Raw genomic sequence first — 25,732 nt, 5'->3', positions numbered from 1 at the left:
GAACGAGACATTACGGAAAGAAAATGAAGCAATGCGGAAAGCATTGAATAAAAGAGACTTGAATCTGATTAAGAATTTTTAATGAAGAAGAAAACAATCAGCGACTGACAGGGGCGTGAAGAACGCGCCTGCTGGTGGTTGTGGGGATAAAATAGAGGAGAAAGCAAGACTTTTTCATTTTGTATCATCAAATATTTCATGATACAATAGTGTTATAAGTTAAATTTGAGGGAGGGATTTCTACGATAGCACTTTTGGAGAAAATTCGTGAAGTAATAAATAAAAGAATACAAGAGAAAAAGAAAAATGAATTTACAGACTTGGCACCCATTGATGATATTGAAAATGGAGATGAATATTTAAAGGCATTACATTGGGCGATAAAGAAAAAGAAAGTTAAAAATATTGCACTGGCAGGTCCATATGGTGCGGGCAAAAGTAGTATCATTGATACATATTTGAAAAAACATAGAATTATTAGAAGTAAATCGCTTCGTGTTTCAATGGCAACTTTTGTTGAAAACGAAACTGATGAGAAGGGAAATCCTAAGAAAATTTCTTTGAAACAAGATGAAATTGAATTAGGAATTTTAAAGCAATTATTTTATAAAGTCAATTATAAAAAGATCCCGCAGAGCAGATATCGGAAGCTACACAAAATCAATTGGAAACGTGTCTGGGGATATTTGGTTTTGATATTTTTAATTTGGGGAGTGACGGAATTTATATTTTTTCCAGACACTTTTCAAATGATAATTGAAAAAATAGAAGAGGCAGGTGGAAAATTTGGATTAAAAGCAGTGGTTTCGGATAGTATTTTCTTTGTTTTTTGTGCGGGAATATTAGCAATCATCGCCCGAACATATCGTTTGGTGCTGTTTCGCTTTAAAGTAAATGAAGTAAAATTGCCAACAGAGACAGTTGTGAAAAATTCTGAAACGGCAGCGGAAACTGTATTTAATAAAAATATGGATGAAATTGTATATTTCTTTGAAGAGACAAAGTACAGAATTGTATTTTTTGAGGATTTAGATCGCTTAGAAGATCCATCTATTTTTATCCATCTTCGGGAATTGAATACATTATTGAACAACTACGACGGGATTAAAGGGCGTATTGTTTTTGTTTATGCTATTAGAGATGATATATTTACGGATACAGACAGAACAAAATTCTTTGAATTTATTATTCCGGTAATTCCAATTATAAATTCTACGAATTCAGGAGAAATCTTTTTACAAAAACTTGAGGAATCTGAAAAGAAAGGGATTGTTCATGAAATCTCACAGGAATTTATATTAGACGTATCTCCATATGTTGAAGATATGCGAATTCTTCAGAATATATACAATGAGTTTGTTGTTTATAAGGAAACGATTCGTACTGATCAGGAACTGAAATTGTCAGATGAAACAATGATGGCATTGATTATTTTTAAAAATTTGTATCCACGGGAGTTTGCAGAACTTCAGATGGAGAGAGGAGTTGTGAAACAAGCTTTTGAGGATAAGCAAAGATATATCTCTGGACAATGTATGAAATGGCATAATGAAGTTGATGAACTTACACAGGAATTAGAAAAATATCATGATGACTGTTTAGAACACATAAAAGAACTCAAAACAGCTATGCTTGGTGCTATGGTGGATTGGCAGGGGATTCCATATAGAATTAAGAAAAGTTATTGGGATGAATATTCAGTAAATGAAATAATGAAAGATTCGTTCGAATTATCAAAACTTGAACAATTAAAGGATGTTGAGATTAAATATTATACATGGAGTTGTTCTCAGTCGGAAAAAACTGTGAATAATTTTCAAGAAGTTTTTAAACAATATCAAGAAAGAATTAAAAATTTTCAATTTGTCCAAGAAAAAGGTGTTAGTTCAATAAAAAGTGAAATTGAAGATTTGAAGAAGAATGTACATGAACTTTCAGGCTGGTCACTTAAAAAGCTGATAGAAAAATTTGGAGTTCATAATGTACTATCTGAAAAAGTTGCTGAAAATAAATTGCTTGTATTTATGCTTCGAAGAGGATACATTGATGAAAAATACGCAAACTATATCAATTATTTTAAGGGGACAAGCATTACAAAAGAAGATATGAATTATATACTGGCAGTAAAAAATATGGAAAAGCTGCCATATAATTATAATTTGACAAAAGTTGGAATGGTTATACAGCGTTTACAACCGTATGAATTCGAACAAAAAAGTATTTTCAATTTTATTCTTTTGGAATATTTATTGTCTGAAGAGAATGAGAATGAAAAACGTATGATATTAATTGATCAATTATCTGATAGAACAGTGGAAAGCTGGGAGTTTATAGATGAATTTATTGAGCAAACTCAATATAAAGAGAGATTGATTCAATTATTAGCAATGCGTTGGCCTGATATGTGGAATGATATTGTCCAGGATATATCGATAACATACGAAAGGAAAATTTTTTATTTACAGTTACTTATTGATAACGTGGATACAGAACGCTTATTTGAATTAAATGACAATAATAAGATGAGCGACTTTATAGAGGAAAATCCAGATATATTACAGCAGCTATCATCTATTCAAGATCAAAAGGTGATTTCCTTAATTGAAACACTTGGAATTATTTTCAAGAATGTTACTATTGAAAATGTTTCGGAGGAAATTTTGCGATATGTTTTTGAAAATCGGTGCTATGAGTTAAATGATACGATGATACGTAGGATTGTGGAATTGGAAAATGATACAATGCTTTCCGGTTTAGATACTCGAAATTATACAACAATTATTTCACTAGGATATGAACCGTTAATTAAATACATACAAGAAAATTTGAAACAGTATGTAAAGGAAATTATATTAGCATCTAATAATACTAAGGAAGATGTTGAACAGATTATGGATTTGTTAGAAAGAATGTTGGAAAATGCACCAGAAGAGACCGAAATCTGTTTGGAATTAGTGAATCATGAAGAATTTTGTGTAGATGATATTTGTGAATGCTGTGGAAAGTTCGATTCTGATTTTGATAAGGATGTGAAAATTCTTTGGAATGAGTTATTGGATAAAGGAAAAGTAAGCTTGAAATGGGAGAATATCAAATGTTATTGGGACAGATATAAGATTACGCCAGAACTACTTCAATACATTGAAACAAATAGTGATCAACTTACACTTTTAGAGAATCAGTGTTTAAATGAAGTGTTTGCCGAAGAACTTATTACAAGTACAATTGATGATTCTGCTTTTGAAAAACTATTATCTCAGTTGGAATTAGAATTTGATATTCCAATAGAGAAGGTTGAGAGACGGAAAGTGGAAATTTTGATTAAGAAAAAATATATTCCTTTTGATGTTAATAAATATGGTGAAATTAAAGATGCCTATCCTGATTTATGTCCAGATTTTATTTTGTATAATCAAGCGGAATATATGGAAGTAATGGAAAAGATTCCAATGGGAGAAACATTATTAGAAACACTATTGCTTTCGCCTATTCTCAATTTTTCTAATGCAGAAGTTCTGTTGGATGCATTTGGAGAAAATTATATGACTGCAAAAATTGCTGAAAACTTAGTTGATTCAAATATGACGATTAACAAATCGATATTTACAGCAGCCTGGGAATATGTAGATGAAAAAGGGAAAAAGACGTTGATGTTTAAATGCCTTTCGATTTTAGAAGCGGCTGATTTTGAAAATTGTTTTTCAGAACTTTCACAATGGTATTCAGGATTTTGCGATAGAAGTAAAAAACATAGCGTTGAATTACCTAATAGCGAAGAAAGCCAAAGGCTTGCTAAACGATTACAAGAAGTATCGTACATTACAAGTTACAAATTACAAGAAAAAGAAGTCTATGATTCTGTTACGGAAACAAAAAAGAAAAAGAGTACTTTTGTGTGCTGGATAAAAGCAATCAAAGGATAAAAGAAAATTTTTCATAGTATTTAAGGGAGATCAAGGTAGGGTATAAAAGCCCTGCCTTTTTCTGAATAGAAGTGTACACAGTACACAAGTGTGCATACAGTTAAAGCCTCTATTTTCAAGGCATAAGGAATAGGGGTACAGTTTACAGATGAGCTGACGGGAAATCTGGATTCACAAAATAGCAGCGAGGTTATAGCATTGCTCAAAGAAACATCGAAAAAATATGAGCAGACCATCATTATGATTACCCATAACCGCGGCATAGCACAAACGGCAGACCGGGTATTGCAAGTGTCGGTGTTTGACCGTATCATGGGCAATACAAAGTATGGTCTTATTGGAATTCAATTAGATTCAAATGCAACTGAAGAAACGATAGCAGAAATTAGAAGCCTTGAAAATGATGACATTATTATCACAGATCAACGTGAAAGCAATAAACAAAATAATGCTACCTATTTGGCGGTACGAATTGTTTGTTATGGTTTTCTGGCTATTGTCGGAATTATCTCGCTGTTTAATATCGTCAATAGCATCTCCATGAGTGTATCTGCACGGATGAAGCAGTATGGAGCAATGCGAGCTGTTGGTATGGATAATAGACAGCTTAAACGAATGATTTCTGCGGAAGCGTACACCTATGCAATTTCTGGTTTGATAGTTGGATGTGGTATTGGACTTCCTCTTAGTCGATTTTTATATAATCGTCTAATTGCACATTATTTTGGAATTGAGTGGAGTTTTCCTATCCTACGATTTGGAATCGTTGTTGCCTTTATCTTCATATCTGCTATTGTATCTGTCTATGCCCCTGCAAAGCGCATACGTAATATGGAAATTACCGAAACAATCAATGAATGGTAATAGCCATTAGTTTTGATAAATTTTATTGATATATTGACAAATAATGTAAAATAATCTATTATATAGATGACCGATACATAGAGCGCCGATATATAACTTATTCTAAGAAGGGGGTGGACCAGATGGCTATTGAAAGAGCATTGGTTTCAGGAAGTATGGCAATGCTTGTAATGAAACTTTTGTCTGAAAAGGATATGTATGGATATGAGATGATCGACACACTGAGGCAAAAATCTCAGAATGTATTTGAGCTGAAGGCTGGAACTCTTTATCCATTGCTGCACAGCTTGGAAGAGAAAGGACTCCTGACAGTATATGAACAGGATGTAGCTGGAAAGACCAGAAAGTATTATAGCCTTACCAGACAGGGAAGAGGATTCCTGGAAAAGAAAATAGAGGAATGGAAAGAGTATTCTGCAGCAGTGACCAATGTGCTTATACTGGAGGTGTGAGTTATGGATGAATATCTGAAATTATTGCTGGAACAGATTCGCTGCACAAAAGCCAGACCATACATAAAACAGGAACTGCAGGATCATATGGAGGATCAGATTGCGGAAAACATGAAGGCAGGCATGGATCATGAACAGGCAGAGAAGGAAGCCGTCAGAGACATGGGGGATCCTGTGGAAACAGGAATCTCCCTTGACAGTATCCACAGACCTCAAGCTGCATGGAAACTTTTGGGAATGATTATACTTATCAGCATTGCAGGTGTTCTGATACATGCAGGGATTTCCGGAAAAGCCAGTGAGAATGCGGTAGCCGGTTCTGACAGATATGTGTTTCATGTTATGATCGGGCTGGCTGTCATGATGATTTTGTATCTGCTGGACTATACCGTACTGGCAAAATTTTCAAAAATAATTGCAGCTGTTTTATTGTCCGCCTGTTTGCTGGTTATATTGGAAGGAGGCCAGGTAAACGGAGCAAGGATTTTTATATCACTGCCAGGAGGCAGAAGAGGCATGGATGTACAAAAACTGATGCTGTTTTATGTCCCCATATATGGAGCAATTTTATATAAATATCATGGGTGGGGATATAAGGGACTGGTAAGAGCAATCTTATGGCTGATTGCTCCAGTAATATTAGTTTACAGCCTGCCGGCACTCAGGACAACTTGTGTGATGCTGGTAACTATGCTGACTATGTTGACGATCGCAATCAAAAAGGACTGGTTTACTGTCAGAAAGAAAAGAACTATCTGTGGAATCTGGGCTGTGTTTTTGACCGCGCCCATAGCAGCTTTCCTGGGTATGTACCTGAGAAACAGGCTGGCGGAATATCAAATTGCGCGCATACAGGCGATGTTTTCCAGCGGTAGCGAAACAGATTATCTCACAAAAATGTTGCATTCACTTTGGAGACAAAATAAGCTGATCGGGAAAAGCAAATCAGATGTAACGGGAATCCTGCCAGCATTTAACGCGGATTACATTCTGACCTATCTGTCATCTGTATATGGAATAATTGCAGCTATACTTTTGTGCTGTGTTCTTGCGGTTTTGATTTTTGCAGTCTTTAACACTGCGTTGCGACAGAAAAATCAGCTGGGTATGATGATGGGATGCGGGTGCGGAATTGTATTTCTCATCAGTTTTTTGATAAATGTCCTTGAGAATCTTGGCGTATTTCCGCAATCAATAACATTTCTTCCGTTTTTTTCAGCCGGAGGAAGCTGTATCATAGTTTCTTATGGACTCATGGGAATCGTGCTGAGTACTTACAGGTATAAGAATATTTATCCGCGACATCCTGAAGCAGGCTTTATGTCCATTAATTCTAAGATAAAAAAAGTATCATAATATTATGTTAAATAAAACCAACCAAAAACGCTGAGAATTGCTCCCAGCGTTTTTTGGTTTGTTTTATTTTGGACAGTTTTCTGCATTCAGCACCAGCTGCTTGCGGAACTGTGAAGGGGACATGCCACACTGTTTTCGGAAAAAGAGGCTGAAATATAATGGATTTTCGTACCCGACCAGATTGGCTATTTCTGTGATATTATAATTGGTCGTTTCCAGAAGCATTTTTGCATTGGTAAGCCTCAGAGACTGCACGTATTGAGCAGGTGTAGTATTGGCATACTGACGGAAGTTCTGGATGAACCAGCTGATACTTATATTGTGGGAAACAGCATAGTCCTCAATACTTATAGGTTTATTATAATGCATCCGAAAGTACTGTGCAGCCTGTTCCATATCGTTCATGTTCTGAAGGTTCTTTTTACGTGGCCTTTGCAGTGCTATTCTATGGAGGCTGATCAGGAGAATCGTGAAATGATTTATCAGCATCTCCTCGTAATCAATTCGCTGCAGATTCAGTTCCTCGATCATAGACATAAATAGATTTTTGTACTCAATGGAGATACCGGTATAAATAATGCGGGTATCGTCGGCAATCCCATATCTTCTCAGAAAGTTCTTTACATTATTTCCAGTAAAGTGAACCCAGTAAACTTCGGTCTGATCCGCTCCATAATAATAGCGTTGTTCCTCACGTGGACGGTAGAGTACCATATTGCCGGCTTCTACAACAGTAGGTTTTCCATCAAAATAAAAATGTGCCCGTCCGGATGCGATGTAAAGAAGCTGATAATCAAGCCGGCCTTTCGGGCGGTGGGTAGGAAGCTTTTCTACGGTGTATAGATGATAAGTACCGCAGCTTCCAATAAACAGGGGATGTTTTTTATCCATAAAATCAACCCTGGATTTGTGATAGTATGCTGATAATGTATACAAGTAATGTCTTCCTTGTCATATTGCACAAAATACAACAATATGAATTGTGCAATTTTACGATTCTACAAAATATTGTTAAAAAATAGTTGGCTATTATGTAAAAGTATAACATTTTGTGCATGTTTTGGCGAATGTTGTTTATGTATTTTTTTATAATAAAAAAGTATAATGATAGTACGACAAAAGCAAAATATCTGGGATTTGCTTTTTATTATCAATTTCAGGAAAAGAAATATAGGATGAAAGTTCCGAAAAAGTCATTGGATAAAGTAAAGAAGAAAGTCAGGAAACTTACGAGCCGCAAGTGGAGCGTGAGTAATTCATACAAAGCGAAAAAGATAGCAGAGGTAGTAAGAGGATGGATTAATTACTTTAAAATTGGCTCAATTCTTACAGTAAGCCGAAAACTTGATACAGTAATCAGGTATAGATTCAGGATGTGCATATGGAAACACTGGAAAAATCCAAAAACCAGATATAAAAATTTGGTAAAACTGGGTATTAGTAAAAAGAATGCAAGGTGTGCGGCGGGATTTCATGGATATGCCCGAGTGTGCCGTACAAAAACTGTTTGTTATGCGATGTCAAATGCACGTTTGAAGAAATTTGGTTTACTCTCAGCCGAGGAATATCTTTGTAAAGCGAGATGTCAAGTTAACTGAACCGCCGGATGCGGAACCGCATGTCCGGTGGTGTGAGAGGTCGGCGGCAAAAGCCGTCTCCTACTCGATCAAACCAGCTCCGTTATACCAGGGAGGAAAATATCTCCTGTGTGGGAGGCAGCATTTATCCCAACATGTTGTGTGCACACCCTCCGTTCCAGATCGATGGGAACTTTGGCTTTGCAGCTGCAGTTGCAGAGATGCTTATCCAGAGCAGGAAAGGGCATTTCCTGTTGCTTCCGGCACTTCCGGATGAGTGGAAAGACGGAAAAGTCGGGGGAATGAAGGCACAGGGTGACATCACAGTTGATTTTGAATGGAGAGAGGGCAGGATACACAGGGTTCGCCTCTGTTCTTTCCGTGAGCAGAAAGTAACGCTGGAATGCAATGGAATTTCGAAAACAGTATTTTTAAAACCTGATGGGACAGAGAATATGATTTTTGATTGATCTGTCCTGAGGGCCTGGAAATCATAGACAGTGGTAAGTAATGGGGTACAATAAAATACAGCCAATCGATTTTGCCAGAAACTATTGATATTTCTTAGGGTATCGCATATAATATAGTTAAACCAAAAGGTTTCGTGTAGCGGCACGTAAAAGCTGTACTGTGCCCGGGCAGGGTAATTACTGGGACTATTTGATACTCGGAAGGGTATTACGCCCACACCAGGGAGATACGGTGAGTCCGCGCCGGGGACTTAATGATACCGGCGACATTTTAGACATTCGGAAGGATGTCGCGGCTGACAGCCAGCATAAAACCGCTTTTTAAGATTATGGGCACTGGATAACAAAAAGTTGTCCGGTGCTGTTTTTATATTATAGTGATGATTGGGAAAAGATAGATGGGAAAACAACAGGATAGAGAGAAAATCGTACAGGAGATTAAAATAGCTGCCGATCTGTATAGGAAGCATTTAGTAGGTAAAAGATTTCTATATGTATTTGAAGGCAGATATATTGAGGTGCTTTATAAAGCTGCCAATTTCAGGCACTTAACAGGTGTGGCCACAAACCTTTCCGCAAAAAAGTTTTATAGTTATGCAGCAAAAAAACTGCTTCAGGCTTCGCAGATATTTTTTACACCGCAGCACCCTTTTTCATTGTGTAAGCGTAAAATTAAGCATATCGGACAGATTGCAATGCTGGCTGGCTCAGAAGGCTTTATGTTGGAAGAGATTGTTACAGATACGAGAACTTATAAGTTTGGCACAACAGATCTTAATTTTACTCTATGCTTAAATAAAGAGTATGATGATCAGGGACAGCAAAAAGGCGATTGCTTTGTAGTAGAATCACTGCGAGATGAAGATTGTTTTTCTAAAAGTACAACAGCATATACAGTAACTCATATTTTCTCAGCACCGAATGATGCGAAAAAATATACAACTTTACTGTTTTTGGACGAAAATGCAATGATAGACAGTCTTCCGGATGAAATTAAAAACATGCTGGATCAAACTTTATTACATAAATAAAAATGGAGAGTCTTAGTGTGGCGATTCAATTAATCTATCCTGAGGGTATGAGAATTATTGACAGCCGTATCATGTAAAAACACATGGTACGGCTGTTTTTATACCCTAATAGGACCTGATGATCATAAAAATTTTGAACGATTTCGGGAGTGTTTTTATCTGAGATAATTTTTTTAAAAATATTTGCAACCTTTTTAGGGATTCGCACGTCTAATAAGTAGAAGCACATAAACAAAGGCTTTTATACAACATTTCCTGACGACCGGTCTGATATAGGAGAATGGAGACGACAATGAATGAGGTTTTGATACGAAAAGCGAAGAAAGGCGACAAAGATGCTTTCTGCCGACTTATGGATGAGAATGTACAGAGTATGTATAAGATTGCGGCAGCATATCTGAAAAATGATGAAGATGTTGCGGATGCAATACAGGATACGATTCTTTCCTGTTATGAAAATCTGAAAAGTCTGAAACAGAACAGATATTTTAAAACTTGGATGATTCGAATCTTGATCAACAAGTGTAAGGACATGATACAGAAGAAAAAGCTGGTTACTTATACGGATCAGATGCCGGAAACACCTTTTCACGAAGAAGAATATGCGGCAATGGAATGGGCACAAGTATTAGAAACATTGGATAGCAAATATCGTTTGGTTGTTCTTTTGTACTATATGGAAGGATTTAGTGTCCGGGAGATCAGTGACGCTCTGGATATGAAGGAAAGCACTGTGAAATCTCGTCTTCATCGTGGTAGAAAACAGATTGCAGAGATGTATGGATATGAGGTTAAGGAGGGACGTGTTTAATGATGACTTTAAATAATAATGAGAAAGACTTTCAGGAAAAACTTCAAAAGGATACAGAAATGCCGGCAATCGTGCATGAACGTATCAATCAGGCATATCGATTGATTGAAAATAATGCTGTGTTACAGAAAAAAGCACCAAAGGATCCATATCACTGGATGAAAATTGGAGGCAGGGTAGCAGGAGGTATGGCAGCGGTACTGGCAGTCGGATTTATATTCTGTGCAACCAATCCAGTAATGGCAAAGAATATTCCGGTTGTAGGAGGGCTTTTTGAAATCTTGCAGGATAATGTAAGTTTCTTTGGTGATTTTTCGGATTATGCAACAACCTTGGAATCCGTTGATGGAACAACGGCAGATGGCAGTGAAGCAGATGGGGACAAGACAGGTAATGCCACTAGTGAGAATGCTTACATTAAAACAGCAGATGGGCTGACAATTACATGTTCTGAGGTATATGCCAACAGCCAGGCAGTCTATATAACTATGCAGTTTAAGAGTGATAAGCCATTTCCAGAAACGTCAACCAGGGCGGAAAGTGGAACACCGGTCATTGATCTGGATATGACTGGCGGTGTGGACTTTGATTCAGAAGCTAGTCCGGTGATCGACGGTCAGGTGGAAGGACAGTTTCTGGATGACAACACCTATGCATGCATTTTCCGTTATGATCTTGCTCAGGCGGCAAAAGACTATACGGAATATAATGAGAAATACAATGAAATGACACAGCAGGTAATGGATGAGATGGGAATAACTCAGGCGGACTTAGATGATCAGACGGATGAAGGTTATGCACTGCTGGAAGAGTTTATCGATAAAGTATCTGAGCGTGGTGGAGCATATCAGAAATATATTAAAGATATTGAGATTCCGGATACTTTTAATCTGCATCTGGATATCACGAAGGTAAGAGGGCTGGAAGCAGACTATGAGTGGTCAGAAGCGGATGATGAAAACTATGGAAGGGATGCCGGCTACTACAAATATGAAGGTGACTGGAGTTTCGATATCCCGGTTACAGTAGATGATTCCCGGACAGAAGTATTGGAACTGAATGATACAAACGATGCTGGTATCGGACTCAAATCCGTAATTCGTTCTCCGTATGAACTGACGGTAAATGAACTTTATAAGGAAGGATCCAACAGTGACTGCTTCATGGTAGCTCTTGATGCCAACGGAAACACACTTCCATATAATGAGTCTACTGGAAACTGTAATAACTTCGCAATTCAGGACAGGGATATTTCGACAGTAGATATTTATTTCCTGGATTATATCCAGTATATGGATGAACTGAAGGGGCAGCAGAATTTTGATAATCCTACGAAAGAAGACGGACAGAAATGGAAAAAACTTCTGGAGGAAAATGCAAAGTACCATAAGACATTACATTTTGACAGTGACAATGCAAAAAGCTAATTGATTCAAAGAAAGATAAATAAGACATGAGACCAAAAGAAGTGATAGGGCAGTCAATGAGAACCACAAAATCGGCAAGACCAGGTTCAGTTGTTTATGTGCCGATGGATAAATCGGAATTCAGATCTATTATATTTTCAGAAAAGAAGAAAAATAAAATTAAGAAAATTGTAATATTGATTATATTGATGATTTTTGTTATAGGCTGTTGTATGTATGCAGGTATATCTTATTATTACTCATATCACTTCTTTTATGGGACGACCATCAATGGGATTGACAGTTCAAATAAGACAGCATATGAGGTTGAGCAGGAGATTGCTGGGAAAAAGGATAACTATACTATTCAGGTAAGGGCAAGAATGCAGGACCCGCAGGCCATTACAGGAAAAGACATTGATTATAAATACGTATCCAGCGGTGCGGTTCTCCAGCTACTGAAAACTCAGAAATCATGGGAATGGATCGGCAGTCTTTTTGAAACAAAAAACTATATGGTTCAAGAAGAGACTTCTTTCAACCGGGAGAAACTGGAAGAACAGGTAAATTCATTAAATTGTGCGAAAAAAGAGAATCAGATAGCACCGGAAAATGCGTATGTAAGTTTTGTTAACTCAGAATTCACTATTGTGCCAGAAACGGAAGGCAACGAATTAAATACCAAAGAAGCTTATCAGATGATATGCAGGGCAATCGATAACGATGCGGCAGAGGTAGATCTGGAAAGTGATCCAAAGGCCTATAAGAAAGCAGATGTGACGAAAGAAAGTTCGGAACTTCAGAATATGGTAAATACATATAAGAACCTGACAAAAGCAAATATCACATATACATTTGGAGACGAAACGGTAACACTCGATGGGAGTACCATCAAAAACTGGCTGCAGTTTGACGAGAAAGGGCAGCTGCTCCAGAATGATGAAGCCTTCCGGCAGCATGTAGTGGATTATGTGGCACAGCTTGCAGCAGATCATGATACAGTTGGCACTGAAAGACAATTCCAGACCACAAGCGGAAGGACGGTGTATGTATATGGCTCAGCCTATGGATGGAAGATTGATCAGAACAAGGAAGTAGCACAGCTCATGCAGGAAATTCAGTCAGGAACCCAGACAACCAGGGAACCGGTATATTCTATGAGGGCAAATGCACACGGGATCAATGATCTCGGAGATACATATATAGAGGTAGATCTTACAGAACAGTATATGTGGTATTATCAGAATGGAAATATTATTTTTCAATCAGAAATCGTATCCGGACTGCCAAGCGATCCGGATAGAAAAACACCCCCTGGAATATTCACACTGAATTCAAAGAGCAGTCCGTCCGTGCTGCGAGGTGAAATGACAGCAAATGGAACATATTCTTATGAACAGCCGGTAACGTACTGGATGCCATTCAATGGAGGAATTGGCTTTCATGATGCAGACTGGCAGCCGTACTTTGGTGGTGACAGATATCTTACAGGTGGTTCTCATGGATGCATCAATCTTCCACCAGAAAATGCCGGACAGCTTTATAGTCTTATTCAGTATGATGTCCCGATAATCTGTTTTTACTAATTCTATATTCAAGATGTACAGGACAGGAGCTAAGTTGTAATGCAGCTGGCTCCTGTTTTTCATTGTCAACAGTATCAGCCTGACGCATGATCACCATTTCGGTAATCCAGAACAAAGCAGACTTGATATGGAAGTGGAAGAGCGATTGGTAAAAGCTAGCAATCTCTTCCTTTCACAAAGAGTGAAGAAGAGAAGGCACATTAATGGGATTGACGTATCAATACTGGAACCATATAATGGGTACAAAGAAAAATTTATTTATGGAAATAAACACATTGACAGAGCATGCAAAAGTGCTGTGATTAAAGTTTAAAAAGAATCCTTATGAACATCATAAGTAATGCTGTCAAGTATAATAAAGAAAAAGGAGAGATACTGCTCAGCTATTATGAAACACAGGTGGATGACAGGCATATACTGTTTGAGTTTCACTGCAAGGATACCGGGGTTGGAATGAGTAAAGAATTTCAGAACCATATTTTTGAACCATTTACTCAGGAAACAGGCGGTGCAAGATCTGTTTATGGAGGAACAGGTCTTGGTATGCCAATTACAAAAAAACTAATAGAGAAAATGGGCGGTACGATTAAATTTGAAAGCGAGAAAAATGTAGGAACCACATTCATGGTACAGCTCCCATTCCTTATTTCTGCTGATATGAAGCAGGCAGAAAGCCAGGAAGACGATGTATCAATTGAAGGCATGAGAATCCTTTTGGCCGAAGACAATGAATTGAACATGGAAATTGCAGAATTCCTTCTGACAAATGCAGGAGCAGAAATTATAAGGGCTTCAAACGGTAAGGAGGCTGTTGAAGCATTTGCAAAATCAGGTGTTGGTGAGGTCAATGTAATTCTGATGGATATTATGATGCCAGTTATGGATGGCCTGGAAGCTACCAGAGAAATACGTACAATGAACAGAAGTGATGCATCTGCTGTTGTGATTATAGCTATGACCGCCAATGCTTTTACAGAAGATAAGACTAAAGCACTGAAGTCTGGAATGGACGATTATCTTACCAAACCACTGGAGTCAGAAAAACTGATTCGTGCCTTAAGTAGATTCTTATGAGATACCGGAAGGATATGATAAAAAGAATAATTCCTAAAGAAAGAGGAATACGTATGAACATTGTTTTTTCATCTGATAAGAAAGAATATAATACTATTAAAAAAGGTACTGAAATACTGCTGGCTGAAAATGACGGTTTCAACCAAAATATATAATTGTTTGTTAAATTTCAGGACAGACCAGAAATATTGATCAATAAAAGAAAAAACCAGATTCATATCATCTGCCGGGAAATATCTCATTATTACCGCGCACTTAATTATGCCATACATCATATGGAAGAAGATGAATTTCAATATCAAGAGCATGTCTGAATGGATAAGATTCGTGATTCTGCGGACATTCTCCAGCCTGAAAAAGAGGAAACTTATCAGTTTATTGAAAAGCTGCTCAGCTCAGTAAAGGAGAATTTTTCTACCAACAGGGTACATATTGGAATGGATGAGGCTGTCATGCTGGGACTTGGAAATTATCTAAAAGAAAATGGATATAAAAAAGGGTCACTGATAATCGAGGAACATTGTAACAGGGTCGTAGATATTTGCAGAAAATTAGAATTAAAGCCTATGATATGGAGTGACATGTACATTACAGCAAATTCTACAGGCGGATACTATGATCTGCCCGAAAACACGGACTGCTCCAAATGGGAAAAACCGAAAAAAGATCTAGGATTAGTATATTGGGACTATTATCATGCTGATACCAGAACCTATGAAAAAATGCTGGATATCCATGCGCAGCTTTCGGATAACGTTATTTTTCCAGGATCCAATGTCAGGCATTTTGATTATCATGTGAAAGAATCAGGTGTCAATACAAAATCTTACTACCAAAACATACAGAAATGTATGAAGGAATGTGCAAAAAAACAGGAAAATATCAGCTTTTATTCTCGTTTTATGAAAAACTGGCGGCGGTATTAGCTGATAAAGCCGATTTGGGCATGTGTATAAAATCAGCATATCGGTTTATACAGGAAATCAAAACTATTCTCACAGAATGGTTTTGGTTTCCTTTTTTGCTGTTACAAATCAGTTACAACTGCAATATAGAATTTAATGTATAATTAACCTGTGAAAAGATATTTATAAAAACATGTGAGGTAATAATTATGAAGGCAAGAATTCTTGTGATAGAAGACGAAATGTCAATCAATGACCTGCTGTGTATGAATCTGGAGATTGCAGGGTATGAAACAGTAGGATATCTGGATGGAAATGAGGCATATGAAGCAATTATTCAAGATCATGCGTTTCAGTGTGCACTTGTAGATATCATGCTTCCCGGAAGAGACGGCTATAGCCTGTTACCGAAATTGAAGCAATATGAAATTCCCGTAATATTTCTTACTGCAAAGGGAGATATCGCGAGCAAGATAAAGGGATTAAAAGACGGTGCGGAAGATTATATTGTAAAGCCATTTGAAATGCTGGAAGTGATGGTCCGTCTTGAAAAAGTACTGGAACGTAATGGCACTGTACAAGAACAGATTCAAATTGGTGATGTCATCATTGATACTGCAAGTCGTACTGTTACAAAAATGGGCATGGAAATCTATTTAAAGCCAATGGAATATAACTGTCTCATGGTGTTCGCTAAAAACCCGAATAAAGCACTGACCAGGAATCAGATCCTGCAGGAACTGTGGAATGAAGAGTTCTGCGGAGAAACAAGGACTGTGGATGCACATGTGGGTCGTATCAGGAAAAAGCTTGGCTGGCAGGATAAGATTAAAACAATTCCCAGAATCGGTTACAGACTTGAGGTGGATTTATGAAACTCTTAATAAAGATTTTTTCTCAGACTACATGTATCATTCTGTTGGTATCGTTAGGGATCTTTCTTTATACCACTTATTGTTGGAAAAATCAGAGTATACAGAATATCAACAGTTATGAAAGCAGTATATTTAGAACAAATATCTTACAGTTTGAAAATAAAACAAACCTTTCCGACGGTCAGAAACAGAATACCGACAACGAAATGCGCCCCCAAATAGTTACTTATGCTTTTCGGCAGGTTTTTCATGACAGCGCGGTTTTATATCTTGATGGAAAAATGACCTATAATGGAACTGTTTATGAATTCGATGTAAAAAAGTTAAGAGAATTATGTGCAAGTAAGGCAAACATGGTGGATCATGGCAGCAACAGTGATGGTCATGGCCCTATGATCAGTCAGATAAATGGAAGGACACTTTTGTTATTTTACTATGGCAATGTAAATATGGGATATCAGATTGTTACTTATAAAGATATAACAGATGTAATAGAAAAAAGTCATCTGCTGTTTTTTCAGACGGGTGGATTTACTTTATCTTTGATCGTGGTGATGGGAATTATCCTTTATTTGAGCCTTAGAAAAATCACAGCACCGCTTACAGGCCTAAGAGAAGCTACGCTTCTTGTTTCTGAAGGTATTTATGATTTTAAAGTACCGTCAGAGGGAAATACAGAACTTGCGCAGATAGGTGCAACCTTTAATTTTATGACAGGTAAAATAAAAGAACAAATTGAAAGTCTTTCTAACATAAACCGGACACAAAAACAGCTTATTGGAAGTCTGGCTCATGAGCTGAAGACCCCAATGACTGCAATCATAGGCTATGCAGATACATTGCTTACTGTGCGCCTAACCCCAGAAAGGCAGGAGAAGGCTCTGATTTATATTGAAAATGAATGTCGCAGGCTGTCAAGACTTTCTATGAAAATGCTGGAATTAACCGGACTCTACGAAGCTTCGGAAGACTCATTCAATCCAGCTGAAATACAGGTGGATAACTTCCTGAAAGAAGTAAAAGAACTTATTGATTGCAGGCTTCAAGAAAAAAACATCTCTCTTGATGTATTTTGTGAACCAAAAGAATTGGTAAAGAAGTTTGATCAGGACTTAATGATAAGTGTAGTGACAAATCTAATTGATAATGCAGTCAAAGCTTCCAGGAAAGAATCTAAAATTGTGCTTGAGGCAACCCCAGACCATCTGATGGTTCAGGATTTTGGAAAGGGAATACCGAAAGAGGATCTGGAAATGGTGACGGAACCATTTTATATGGTAGACAAATCTCGTTCCAGGGCAAAAGGAAGTGTAGGGCTCGGTCTTTCTTTATGTCAGAAAATTATAGAACTGCACGATTTCCAACTGAAGATTGAAAGCAATCCGGGAAAAGGAACTACCGTCTCTGTTTTCTGGTAATCACACTAACGTTTACATATCAGTTACAAATCGCGAAAGATTTGGTGTAATGCTCGATGATATACTTATAACAACCTTAGAAAGGAGATATTACCAGAAATGAGAAAAAACATAAAAAAGTTTGCAGGAATAGTGCTTTGTATTGGAATGTTTACAGGATGCGCACAGACCCCGGATTCTTCTTTGGTAAAGCCGAAGGGGAGCAAGGCTGTAGATGCTTATACGGAAGCGGATGATGTTAGCGGTTCTAAAGGAGAAGCATCTGAAAGCAAGAACGATGACGGTTCAGAGTCAAAGACAACCATCAGGAATCTCATTGATGCTCCTCAAAATTATAAAAGCCATGTGGAAGATGACAGTGCCAAGCTCGTGGTAAATACAGATGCAAGCGTAGAAATTCCGGAAGTGGAAAAGATATCTGCTATTTCTGTCACTGCGGCAGAAGTTACCCAGGAGCTTCTAGACCGTATTACAAACGCATTCTTCTCAGAGGCAAAACTTTATACCATGGATAGTTATTATGTGAAGACAAAAGATGAAATTAAAAAAACTCTGGATGAACTAAAAGAAGACGTTGCAACCGGAAACCTGGATCCGTATAACTATGGAACAGATGATGATGGTAATTATGTCTATGATATCTATGAAGATATTGAGACATGGGAACAGGAATACGAAACTGCTCCGGAAAAGAAAACCCTGACAGAGGCAAAACCTGTTGCCGGAAATTTTTTCGATTGTATTGCACAGATGCCAGACGATTCACAATACTATTATATAACATCTTACACTGGCTCCGATACCTTGTCAGTCAAGATCAAGAAAGCAGCAAACAAGGGTGGGGAAAAAATACCGGAGGATGCAATGTGGTGTGATTACGGATATTCTGAAGAGAAAGAAAAACCCACAGAAGAATCTATCGGGCTGTCCCTGGATGAAGCAAAAAAACTTGTAAAGGAAAAAGTTGAAAAAATGGGCATCACAGATTTACAGTTTTCTAACTGGAATTACGCGGTGTGCAAAAGTTTTGAAGGCGATAATAGTTCAGGTAATTTTGGAAATGGATATAGAATTGACTATGCACGTACCATAAATGGTGTGCCGGTAACTCAGACAATTGCAGACGGTGGGGCATTGGAAGATATGGACAGCACAATGGAAACATGGTCTTATGAAAGTCTCTGTTTTTATGTCGATAAAGATGGCATAGAAAGCATGACTTATTCAAATCCCTACACAATTGGTAAAATAAAGACAGAGAATTTAAATCTTCTTTCATTCAGCGAGGTTATGAAAATTTATGAAAAAATGATGGTGGTAACAAACGCTGATAATATGCAATATGAAAATTCCAGGGTCTATAATATTGATCGGATCGTTCTTGGTTATGCCAGAATATATGAGCCGTCTACTGACGCACACACAGGTATTTTGATCCCCGTCTGGGATTTTTTCGGCAGCATGACTTCAGAAAGTGAATATAACGGAGAAACAGAATCAAATACCAGTAAAGATCCGAATGAAAGCTTCCTTACCATTAATGCCGTGGATGGCAGTATCATAGACCGGAATCTGGGTTACTGACATGAGACAGGTATTTGGAATTGTAAGGTACAATTTCTTCGGATTTTTACGCAATCCCAAAGTTATTTTTGTATTTCTGTTAGAATTTGTACTTAGTTTCCTGCTTACAGGCAGAATCATGGTTGTAATGGAGACCTACGATACACCGGTACAGGCCATTGAACCATTTATCTGGACATTTGGGGATGGGATAGCAGTACTGTCCAGTTCGCTGCTCTTGCTTCTTATGTTTTCTGACCTGCCGAAGATGACACCTATTACTCCATACCAGCTGACCCGGACAACCAAGAGGAAATGGCTTTTAGGTCAATTCATTTATGTTATTCTTGTAACTGTTTTATATACGGTTTTGATGCTGCTGTTTACGGCCGTGCTGTGTATGAAAAAGAGTTATCCAGGTAACCTGTGGAGCGAAACTGCAGCCATGCTTGGTTATTCAGAATTAGGAAAAAACCTGCAGGTCCCTTCTACAGTAAGGGTCATGGAAAGTATCTCACCCTATGGCTGTATGCTGCAGGTTTTCTTCCTTCTGTTTTGTTATTCGCTGACCTTAAGCTTTGTAATCCTTGTAGGAAATCTCTATAAAGGGAAGACTAAGGGGATGATTTTTGGCCTTCTTTACAGTGTTTTTGGTTTTTTATTGGACCCGAAAGTACTGGCTGCAATTTTACATAAAGAAAAATACGAAATGTATCAGGTAAATGTATTAATCTGCTGGATCAGTCCTCTGAACCAGGCAGTATACGGAAAACATAACTTGGGTTATGATCCATTGCTCCCGAAAATCCCGCATTCCTATATGTTTTTTCTGGGTATTTTAGTTCTTCTTGCAGTTTTTGCAATTAACCGGATGAAAAAATATACCTTTGAATTTCTTGGAGAAAAGACATGATCGGAAGGGGGAAAACCTATGTGGGGTGAAACAAAACGTATGTTTTTTAATAAGAATTTTCTGGCAGCATGGCTGATAGCCTGCATTTCCATAGCCATTGGACAGACTTATCCCAGCTTAAAAAAAGCACTGACATGTGGTACTTTTATCAGTATACTGGAAGGTTCCTTAAAAAGTCAGGCAGTATCTTTTGCCATTCCGGTAGCAGCCGTATTGCCATGGAGTGATTCCATTCTGCAAGAATATAAAAGTGGATTTTTAAAGGAGATACTTCCCAGAACGACTCGCAGACAGTATATCGAAGGTAAAGTTTTTTCCATTATGGTATCTGGTTTTATGGTCTGGACGTTATCTATACTAACGGTACTTTTTATCAATTTTATTGTGTTCTATCCGCTGGAGATAAAGGGTGCTATTCAGAAAGAAGCACTTCTGGACTTACTCATGAAGGCATTTCGGACAGGACTTATCGGAAGTATCATAAGTACTTTCGGTGGAAGCTGCGGGATTTTATGGGATTCTGCTTACATGGCATATGGAATCCCTTTTGTAAGCTTTTATTTCGGAATTATCCTTCATGACCGCTATTTTAAGAATCAGATATGGTTTTATCCAGTAGAATGGATACTGGCTGATGAAAATTGGGGACCGGACAAAATAGGAGTTTGGCTATTTCTACTGTTGTTTTTATTAGTAATGCTGGGAATTCTGGGAGGTGTTTTATATGGAAGATTGGAAGAAATCTGAAGGGACATTTAATCTGGCCTGTGATCTGGAAAGAGCAAGTGGAATGATGCAGAACACCTGCGTAAAAATAGAACACGTGACCAAACGTTTCGGTGAAGACATCGTGTTACAGGAAGTAAATCTTTCCCTGAAAACAGGTAACGTCTATGGGATTGTTGGAAATAACGGTTCAGGAAAGACCGTCCTTATGAAATGCATCTGTGGGTTTCTTCCTGTAACTACGGGCGCTATTTTTGTATTTGGAAAAAAAATAGGCCATGATGTGGATTTTCCTGAAAGTCTTGGAGTTATTATCGAGACTCCCGGTTTTCTTACACAATATACGGGCTTTAAAAATCTGGAGATCCTGGCAGACATGAATGGCCGGATCTCGAAGGCCGATATCCGCATAGTCTTAAAAAGGGTAGGATTGGATCCGGACATGAAGAAACCAGTCGGAAAATATTCCCTTGGAATGCGTCAACGCCTTGGTATTGCACAGGCCATTATGGAAGATCCTCTGTTTTTGATCCTGGATGAGCCGTTTAATGGACTGGATAAACATGGAGTGGAAGAAATAAGAGAACTGCTGCTGGATTTAAAAGCAGCAGGAAAAACCATTTTGCTGGCAAGCCATAATGAAGAGGACATCAGAATCTTATGTGACCACGTATATGAAATGGATGGAGGAATCTTAAGAGAAAGGACTGCCTGATAATGAGAAATTTATTTGTAAAAACGGCATTAGTATTGTGTACGACAATAATATTTCTTCCAGCTACCGTTTTTGCCACAGAGCCTCAAAACACGGAGATTACATCTGCTGAAGAAGGATTTACGGACTCAGATCCGTCCGTATCTTATGAGAATGACAACTCGTTAACCCTTGATGAAAAAGAGGATGATTCTACGAGTACCGAACCTCCGGCAGAGGATGAAAAGACTCCTGATAAAGCTGATAGCGATAAAGAAAATCCGGATCCGGATATTTTTACATCAGGAAATGACTTTGGTGATGGTTCTAAATCGAATCCGTTTCATGTTGTAATAGACAGTGATAATCCGGAAGACGGTGACGCCCCGCAGATAACAGATCCGGTTATAGACAACGGAGGGTATTCGGGCGGTGGGGGAGGAGGTAATTCAACATCAGACTCATCAAGTGAAAAAATATTACATAAACCGCAGGTATTATTAGAAGACAGCAATCTTTCGGGTGGACGATTGGAGGCTGGTTCTACAACAGAAATGTCGCTGACATTTCGAAATAAAAGCTGCAGTCAAAATGTATTTGGTTTAAAAATTTCCCTTTCTACAGAGAACAAAGGAATCGAATTTGAGAAAAACTCTTTTTATGTACAAGTCCTGGCTCCTGGTGAAGCAATTACCTTGGAACAGATGATTACTATAACAGAAAACTGTGATCCTGGACAGGCTGTCATTACTTTTTCTCTGGATTATGAAGATTCAAAAGCAACGGCAACTACCGGTACAGAATTACTGTCTTTTCAGATCATCCAACCTGTTCGTGTTAAATTGGAAGCTTCAGATATTCCATCTGTTTTATACACTATGGATACAGTAGAAATCCCGGTAAAAGCAATGAATCTAGGAAGAGACAAAATATATAATGCAAGTGTCAGCTTAAAAGCTGATGAATTAAGCTCAAACGATACTGCATTCTTAGGGACCATAGAGGCCGGAGATTTATCCCAGGGAAGTCTTCGCATATATGTAAAAGGAAAAACAGGAAAATGTGCAGGTCAATTAATCCTTACGTATGAGGATGCAGATGGCAAATCGTATGAGGACGAAATAAAATTCGATTCTGAAATCAAAGAAACCCAGATAAAGTCTTTAAAGGTTGAAGATGACCAGGAGAAAACCAATAACTGGTGGTATTCCATAGCTGCAGTTGTTGCAGTACTGCTTATTTCCATAATCTTGATTCTGGTCAGAAAGCTTCATAAGAAAAATATCCTTCTCGAAGAAGTGAGAAAGGCGGCCTCTCATTGAAAAGAAAAAAAATAGACAGCTTTACCTTATTTGTCATACTTTTGCTGTCATTGATATTGACATTATTAGTGATGCTGCTGGCGGGCATGAAAGAAGAAAAACGGCAATTTGCTGTGTTGCTCCCACTTGGAGATCTGACTTATGATGAAGATTTTTTGCAGAAAGCGAAGAAGATAAAAGGTATAAAAGAAATCTGGCCAGTCATAGAAGTCCCGGTTGTCATCAAAATTGAAGATTATACGGAAACAACGACTTTTTTAGGAATTGATATGAATGCGTTTGGAAAAAATCCAACTCAGAATGAACTGGGGAAGATGCCATTGTTATTGCTGGGAAATGGTTCCCTACGGGATATGAAAGACTATAATAATCATGCCATTTCAAAAAAACAACAGGAAAAATTTTTAGAGATGGGTGAAAACCTGAATATTTTTTATTCCCTGGATGAAAAAGAGAAGGAAACTTCCAAAGCCACGGATGATCTTACCACTTTATCCGGCAATTCCGCAAGAGAACCGCAGACCTCATATATGCCCTGTAAAGCCGCTGTAGTAATAGAAGGCAACGAAATCTACATACCCATCTACCAGGCACAGGATCTCTGCAGAGAAATAGGAGAGCCTTCTGAAATCAGTAAAGTATATCTAAAAATAAATGGAAAAAATAACCTGGAGAACGCAAAGAAAATACTTTCAGGAATTTAACATAATATATAGCAAGAAGTCTCTTTCCTTTACAGATGTGCAATGAATTGTAAAAGCACTGCACGAACGCTGTAAAAGCAAAAAAGAACACTTGGTTGGTGATGCAGTTCATGGTATAATAGTATCAGTTGATAACATAAATGATAAAAAAGCTAATTTTGTTAAAAAAGGATCACAATGTACATTTAGAATATCAGATTTACCGCCTTTTGATCATGTGGTTGTAATGTTCCGTGCATAGCCCAGAATGGAACTAAGTAAATTTATCAATGTCTGTCCCTTTTTCAAAATCTGAGATTTAATTGGCAGAAGTATATCACATGATAATGTTTATGGTATGAAAAAAAGCTTTCGTTGTAGCCTATGGTTCTGCATGGAAAGTTATTGGATAAAAGATACTGATTAATACTTGGTAAAATGAGGGAGCTCACAAATGAAAAAAATTACAATTGCCTTAATTATGGTTATATCATTAATAGCACCAATTCAGACAATGACGGAGAGTGTTACCCAGAACGGTACAATAATAGAGCCTTTGGAACAGAATATTGAACAGATCATCGATGAAATCACTTCTGAACCGCGTCCAATAAATTCTGATGCAATACAGAATGTAAAAGAATATATTAGTGAATATTTTGGCAATCTGGGATATGACAATATAGAATACCAGAAATTCGAATATAACGATGAAAACAATGAGAATGCAATAAGGCATTCCTCGCAGGCGGATGTGTTTCTGGCATCAACAGCCGAGGATGCAATTGTTGACGGCATTGGTGAAAATATCATTGTGACAAAAAACTCATCCATTGATACTACAAAAAATCTGATCATAAGTGCCCATTATGACAGTGCAGAAGATTCGGTGGGCGCCAATGATAACGGTTCCGGAGTGGCAGCAGTGCTTGAACTGGCAAGGATTTTAAAAGATACAGAGATGCCGTATAATATAAAATTCATCCTGTTCTCGGGCGAAGAGAAATATATGCTGGGTTCAAGATGGTATGTTGGTAAGCTGACGGAGGACGAGCGGAAACAGATCATCGGAGTAATAAATATTGATACTATTGCAGAAAAAAGTGATCTGGGTTATATGGCGATGATCGAAGGAAACAAAAGACCAGACAATGCGGAATATGATGATGAGGGATTGAAAAAACTGGCCGAATTAAATAAAAATAGTATGTCAGAACTATTTACACCCAATGACAGATTTTTCCTGACAATGGCAACCAACAGTGACCATTATCCGTTTGCATTAGTGAATATCCCGGCAGTATCAATTGTCCAGGACTGGCAAGATGGTTTGAACGTGAATGATAGTTCTGATGTGAAAGAAAATATGGATATACAGAGAATTGTGGAAGTGATTGATCAGGTTATGGAAGTACTTCCAACGATCAATTAAATTTATATCAAAAATCTCCCACTAATGGTAGTGCCAGATAAAAAACATTGTAGAAGTCAGTAATATTAATGTTTTTCATGGTGCTAGCACGGTGTGAAGTCGAAATAATCAAATACTGACAGAGACTAGGAGGTGGAATAATGAAAAAATGGATTGTGATGCTGGCGGTACTTGTTATGTTCTGTCTGGCGGGATGCGGGGAAAAGCCGATGACAGCAGTGTATTTTCATACAGATGATAACAGCTGGTATTTTGCGGATCTGGACACGGACACGATTTTCTCCGGAACGATACCGGATAAGCTTACGGATGAGAATGGAAAGAAGCTGACAGAGGAAGATATGACAGACGGAGATGTTTACCTAATCTATGGAGATGGTATCATGCTGGAAAGCTTCCCGGGACAGTATCCGGGAATCACAAAGATGGTACGGAAAGAACAGGGCAATCAGGAAAAGGCCGATCATTACCGGAAGGAGCTGCTTTCCATGATGCGTCCGGTGACTGTAGAGTGATAAAATAAAGCTTTTTTAGAAAAATATTAAAAGAAAATATATATCCATTTCTTCTATATTTTGATAAACTATATATTAAGACCACTGAGAAGAATAAATTTTAACATGATATATAACAAGAATTCTCCTATCTCTT

The 25,732-nt window shown here is 37.8% G+C and carries 25 protein-coding genes and 1 pseudogene; 25 read left to right on the top strand and 1 reads right to left on the bottom strand.

Annotated elements, in window-relative coordinates; all coding sequences use genetic code 11:
• Positions 1-254: 254 nt before the first annotated feature.
• The 5 genes and pseudogenes from DWX61_RS17115 (at position 255) to DWX61_RS17100 (ending at position 6,595) form a co-directional block, all read left to right on the top strand.
• Positions 255-3,923, top strand: a complete 3,669-nt coding sequence (locus DWX61_RS17115) for a YobI family P-loop NTPase (RefSeq protein ID WP_118626537.1) — start codon at positions 255-257, stop codon at positions 3,921-3,923.
• A gap of 147 nt (positions 3,924-4,070) precedes the next feature.
• A pseudogene (locus tag DWX61_RS19425) lies at positions 4,071-4,220 on the top strand (ABC transporter ATP-binding protein); the annotation flags it as partial.
• 15 nt (positions 4,221-4,235) lie between these two features.
• A complete protein-coding gene (locus tag DWX61_RS19620; RefSeq protein WP_330674935.1) occupies positions 4,236-4,787 on the top strand; it encodes an ABC transporter permease in 552 nt (183 codons plus the stop codon).
• Between the two features lie 122 nt (positions 4,788-4,909).
• Positions 4,910-5,239 carry a PadR family transcriptional regulator gene (locus tag DWX61_RS17105; RefSeq protein ID WP_055066334.1) on the top strand — a complete coding sequence of 110 codons (330 nt, stop codon included), beginning with the start codon at positions 4,910-4,912 and terminating at the stop codon, positions 5,237-5,239.
• Between the two features lie 3 nt (positions 5,240-5,242).
• A complete protein-coding gene (locus tag DWX61_RS17100) occupies positions 5,243-6,595 on the top strand; it encodes an FtsW/RodA/SpoVE family cell cycle protein (protein ID WP_118626533.1) in 1,353 nt (450 codons plus the stop codon).
• A 63-nt stretch (positions 6,596-6,658) separates the two neighbouring features.
• On the opposite strand, the gene DWX61_RS17095 is transcribed toward DWX61_RS17100, so the two are convergent.
• On the bottom strand, positions 6,659-7,531 hold the full coding sequence (locus tag DWX61_RS17095) for a helix-turn-helix transcriptional regulator (RefSeq protein WP_118626531.1): 873 nt from the start codon (positions 7,529-7,531) through the stop codon (positions 6,659-6,661).
• Between the two features lie 119 nt (positions 7,532-7,650).
• On the opposite strand from DWX61_RS17095, the gene DWX61_RS19615 reads away from it, so the two are divergent.
• From DWX61_RS19615 to DWX61_RS17000, 20 genes are all read left to right on the top strand, one after another.
• On the top strand, positions 7,651-8,193 hold the full coding sequence (locus DWX61_RS19615) for a group II intron maturase-specific domain-containing protein (RefSeq protein WP_154780356.1): 543 nt from the start codon (positions 7,651-7,653) through the stop codon (positions 8,191-8,193).
• 110 nt (positions 8,194-8,303) lie between these two features.
• Positions 8,304-8,642, top strand: coding sequence for a glycoside hydrolase family 95-like protein (locus DWX61_RS17085; protein WP_243008091.1), 339 nt, complete (start codon positions 8,304-8,306; stop codon positions 8,640-8,642).
• A gap of 398 nt (positions 8,643-9,040) precedes the next feature.
• Positions 9,041-9,673 (top strand): PBECR4 domain-containing protein, encoded by a 633-nt coding sequence (locus DWX61_RS17080; protein ID WP_005423087.1) that lies wholly within the window; start codon positions 9,041-9,043, stop codon positions 9,671-9,673.
• Positions 9,674-9,953: 280 nt separating this feature from the next.
• A complete protein-coding gene (locus DWX61_RS17075; RefSeq protein WP_330421868.1) occupies positions 9,954-10,484 on the top strand; it encodes an RNA polymerase sigma factor in 531 nt (176 codons plus the stop codon).
• Positions 10,484-11,911 (top strand): DUF4179 domain-containing protein, encoded by a 1,428-nt coding sequence (locus tag DWX61_RS17070; protein WP_118626529.1) that lies wholly within the window; start codon positions 10,484-10,486, stop codon positions 11,909-11,911. The genes DWX61_RS17075 and DWX61_RS17070 overlap by 1 nt, the downstream gene beginning before the upstream one ends.
• A 212-nt stretch (positions 11,912-12,123) precedes the next feature.
• Complete coding sequence (locus DWX61_RS17065; RefSeq protein ID WP_270427820.1) at positions 12,124-13,476, top strand: L,D-transpeptidase family protein; 1,353 nt, start codon at positions 12,124-12,126, stop codon at positions 13,474-13,476.
• A 127-nt stretch (positions 13,477-13,603) separates the two neighbouring features.
• Positions 13,604-13,789, top strand: a complete 186-nt coding sequence (locus tag DWX61_RS17060) for a hypothetical protein (protein WP_005423080.1) — start codon at positions 13,604-13,606, stop codon at positions 13,787-13,789.
• A gap of 11 nt (positions 13,790-13,800) precedes the next feature.
• Positions 13,801-14,550: an ATP-binding response regulator gene (locus DWX61_RS17055; protein ID WP_118626525.1), complete on the top strand. Its 750-nt coding sequence runs from the start codon at positions 13,801-13,803 to the stop codon at positions 14,548-14,550.
• A 314-nt stretch (positions 14,551-14,864) separates the two neighbouring features.
• The gene (locus DWX61_RS17050) at positions 14,865-15,476 is read left to right on the top strand and encodes a family 20 glycosylhydrolase (RefSeq protein ID WP_118626523.1); all 612 of its coding nucleotides are present in this window, start codon (positions 14,865-14,867) and stop codon (positions 15,474-15,476) included.
• Positions 15,398-15,619, top strand: a complete 222-nt coding sequence (locus DWX61_RS19610; RefSeq protein WP_173899870.1) for a hypothetical protein — start codon at positions 15,398-15,400, stop codon at positions 15,617-15,619. Before DWX61_RS17050 ends, DWX61_RS19610 begins: the two co-directional genes overlap by 79 nt.
• A gap of 45 nt (positions 15,620-15,664) precedes the next feature.
• Positions 15,665-16,330, top strand: coding sequence for a response regulator transcription factor (locus DWX61_RS17045; protein ID WP_005423065.1), 666 nt, complete (start codon positions 15,665-15,667; stop codon positions 16,328-16,330).
• Positions 16,327-17,748 carry a sensor histidine kinase gene (locus DWX61_RS17040; protein ID WP_118626521.1) on the top strand — a complete coding sequence of 474 codons (1,422 nt, stop codon included), beginning with the start codon at positions 16,327-16,329 and terminating at the stop codon, positions 17,746-17,748. Before DWX61_RS17045 ends, DWX61_RS17040 begins: the two co-directional genes overlap by 4 nt.
• A 99-nt stretch (positions 17,749-17,847) precedes the next feature.
• Positions 17,848-19,332, top strand: coding sequence for a DUF6034 family protein (locus DWX61_RS17035; RefSeq protein WP_118626519.1), 1,485 nt, complete (start codon positions 17,848-17,850; stop codon positions 19,330-19,332).
• A gap of 1 nt (position 19,333) precedes the next feature.
• Positions 19,334-20,224, top strand: coding sequence for a hypothetical protein (locus DWX61_RS17030; protein WP_118626517.1), 891 nt, complete (start codon positions 19,334-19,336; stop codon positions 20,222-20,224).
• An 18-nt stretch (positions 20,225-20,242) separates the two neighbouring features.
• Entirely contained in the window at positions 20,243-20,971 is a 729-nt protein-coding gene (locus DWX61_RS17025; RefSeq protein ID WP_227190740.1) for an ABC transporter permease, read from the top strand.
• A 46-nt stretch (positions 20,972-21,017) separates the two neighbouring features.
• Positions 21,018-21,665, top strand: coding sequence for an ATP-binding cassette domain-containing protein (locus tag DWX61_RS17020; RefSeq protein WP_502696309.1), 648 nt, complete (start codon positions 21,018-21,020; stop codon positions 21,663-21,665).
• A gap of 2 nt (positions 21,666-21,667) precedes the next feature.
• Positions 21,668-22,966 (top strand): COG1361 family protein, encoded by a 1,299-nt coding sequence (locus DWX61_RS17015; RefSeq protein WP_118626513.1) that lies wholly within the window; start codon positions 21,668-21,670, stop codon positions 22,964-22,966.
• Positions 22,963-23,670 carry a hypothetical protein gene (locus DWX61_RS17010; protein ID WP_270427819.1) on the top strand — a complete coding sequence of 236 codons (708 nt, stop codon included), beginning with the start codon at positions 22,963-22,965 and terminating at the stop codon, positions 23,668-23,670. The genes DWX61_RS17015 and DWX61_RS17010 overlap by 4 nt, the downstream gene beginning before the upstream one ends.
• A 433-nt stretch (positions 23,671-24,103) precedes the next feature.
• Entirely contained in the window at positions 24,104-25,081 is a 978-nt protein-coding gene (locus DWX61_RS17005) for a M28 family metallopeptidase (protein WP_244790849.1), read from the top strand.
• Positions 25,082-25,221: 140 nt separating this feature from the next.
• On the top strand, positions 25,222-25,596 hold the full coding sequence (locus tag DWX61_RS17000; protein ID WP_118626511.1) for a hypothetical protein: 375 nt from the start codon (positions 25,222-25,224) through the stop codon (positions 25,594-25,596).
• Positions 25,597-25,732 lie beyond the last annotated feature (136 nt).

This window comes from Ruminococcus sp. AF20-12LB, from assembly GCF_003478985.1.
In the GTDB taxonomy this organism is placed as follows: Bacteria; Bacillota; Clostridia; order Lachnospirales; family Lachnospiraceae; genus Blautia_A.
Note: the sequence above shows the minus strand (reverse complement) of the source record. Positions and strands in the feature narration are given on the sequence as shown.